This window comes from Catenibacterium sp., assembly GCF_052354645.1.
Classification (GTDB): domain Bacteria; phylum Bacillota_I; class Bacilli_A; order Erysipelotrichales; family Coprobacillaceae; genus Catenibacterium; species Catenibacterium mitsuoka_A.
Genome location: NZ_DAWDDM010000302.1, coordinates 1 through 2,295 on the forward strand (window position 1 = coordinate 1; position 2,295 = coordinate 2,295).

The 2,295-nt window shown below is 29.8% G+C and carries 3 protein-coding genes; all 3 read right to left on the minus strand.

Annotated elements, in window-relative coordinates; translation table 11 throughout:
* Positions 1 to 61 precede the first annotated feature (61 nt).
* Positions 62 to 733 (minus strand): HAD-IIB family hydrolase, encoded by a 672-nt coding sequence (locus tag ACT8VG_RS10285; protein ID WP_288706595.1) that lies wholly within the window; start codon positions 731 to 733, stop codon positions 62 to 64.
* Positions 714 to 1,148 (minus strand): heme-binding protein, encoded by a 435-nt coding sequence (locus ACT8VG_RS10290; protein ID WP_444195811.1) that lies wholly within the window; start codon positions 1,146 to 1,148, stop codon positions 714 to 716. Before ACT8VG_RS10290 ends, ACT8VG_RS10285 begins: the two co-directional genes overlap by 20 nt.
* A gap of 117 nt (positions 1,149 to 1,265) precedes the next feature.
* Positions 1,266 to 2,054 carry a MurR/RpiR family transcriptional regulator gene (locus ACT8VG_RS10295; protein ID WP_432265771.1) on the minus strand — a complete coding sequence of 263 codons (789 nt, stop codon included), beginning with the start codon at positions 2,052 to 2,054 and terminating at the stop codon, positions 1,266 to 1,268.
* Between the last annotated feature and the right edge of the window lie 241 nt (positions 2,055 to 2,295).

Consider the following 2,295-nt stretch of genomic DNA (forward strand, 5'->3'; position numbering starts at 1 on the left):
CATACACAATGAAATAGTAAGTAATGTTCGTGAGAACTTACATTATCTCGATGTGGGTATATTAAATCACATTTTGAGTGGCAGAACTATGGAAAGTAAAACTATAATCACTTGCCTTAAACAAAGGTAAATCATTATAAGAATCACCAATACCAAGCATCTCATCCGCATTGAGATGTTTTTTCATTGCCTTTACACCTGTTCCTTTAGAAACACCTTTTACTACAATATCAATAGAATTATTATTCTGATATCCAGATAATAGAGGATATCTCTCATTAACATCTAATACATAAGAAGCTGCTTCCTTATTTGTATCAAAGACTAAAGAAATACTATAAACCTTTAAGTCTCCAATATCTTCAAAACTATCAATAAGAGTTAATAAAGGATTATTATAATAACCAGTTGCATAAAAATGATGCAAATCATCTGTCTGTACAATAATAGTTGCTTTATTTATATAATAGTTGAATATATCTTTGGCTAGATTCTTATCTATAATATGTTCTTCTATCATTTTCTTATTTCTATCTAATAACAAAGCACCAGAAGAAACAATATAGAAATCAAAAGAAATATCCTCTATATCAAATAAACTACATATAGGTCTTCCTGTATATACACCAAACATATTCTTCTTTTGAAACATATGAATGGCTTCCTTATCCATATCTTTAACTTTTCTATCAAATACTAAAGTCCCATCTAAATCACTCGCAAAAGCTTTCATTCTTATACTCTCCCAATGTATTGATAATTAATTGGTGATCTTCATCATGGGCAAGTCCTGATATAATCACACACCCACGTAACTCACCTTTTATAATAAGTGGAAAACCTCCACCACATATCGCAATAGTAGAATCATTCTCATCATATACATGTCTTTCTTCTTGATCTAGAAACACATAATAAGTGCTATGTTGATATCTTTCCACTGTATTTTGCTTTCGATCTAACCACTCTACACCTCTTTTGCCAGGCATTAAGTATTGGAATACAATATCTCCATCTAACACAATTCTAATACGTACCGGTTGAGTTGTTTTCTTTACTATTTCATTCCCGATACAATACGCATCTTCTGCATCAAAATGATCAAAACTTAATTCTTCCTCTAACTTTAATACATCTTCTTTATTCACGTTCGTCACCTTATTCATTTCTATCACAGATCATCTGACTATAAAACAGTTTTCATATGTATAGAAACAAATGTTCTTTTATTCTTACTTATCGATAGAATTGATTGAACTAAAAGTTCAATCATTTACCTGATGATAAATAATCGCATAAAGATTACTTAACACATACTGAAAAGCTAATTGTGAATAGAATGTACTAATTCTATTCTCTTTCTCACAATCAGGAATCATAATCAAATCATCACAATAAGCCATTAATGAATTCTTCTTATTCGCAGTAATAAGTCCAATTCTCACATGATTCTTAGTTAATGTCTGTACACACTCTAGAAGTCTTTCTTGCCCTCTATAACTAATAATAAGTGCATAATCATCCTTGTTCATGCGTTTAGAAATATGTCTTTCTTCTCCAAACTGTGTCGCAAGAGTAGGAAATATATTCACCTTTACAAGCTTATTCGTAAAATTAATCACTGTAGTCTGTGTATCTCCATAACTAAACAAAAAGATACGTTTCTTATGAATAATCTCATCTGCCATAGACTTGAGTACATCTATATCTAGACTAGAATATACCTGTTTAATACTCTCCTGGTACAAAGAAAACATATTCTTCATAATCTCTTCAGTTGTTTCATTAAACTGAAAAGGTGTCGTATAATCCACATTCTCTACAATATACTTATTTGCTTCTCTTTCTTTAATTAAATCTACCTTTAAAGCTTTATATCCACTATAACCTGCTTTACGGCACAATCTAATAATAGTCGCATTAGAAGTATAAGTCTTTTTCGCTAAATCATTAATAGACAACTCTTCTAATAAATCCAAGTGATTCATTAAATAATCAATCACTTCTTTTTCAGTTTCTGTATACTTATTGTCTTGTGATATATCTAGTATCATGGGCTTCAACTCTCTTTCTATTTTAATTGAATTCTCTTTGATTAAAAGAGTAAACGATAACATATCTTTTATTCTTTTTATATGATATCATGTATTAATCTTTTAGGGGGGAATAACATGAATCAGACACAAGATTTCACTAAGGGAGTTATCTGCAAACAGTTGCTTTTTTTCTTTTTTCCTATTCTTATAGGAAGATTCTTTCAAAAGTTATATAACACTGTTGATACAAGAATTGTTG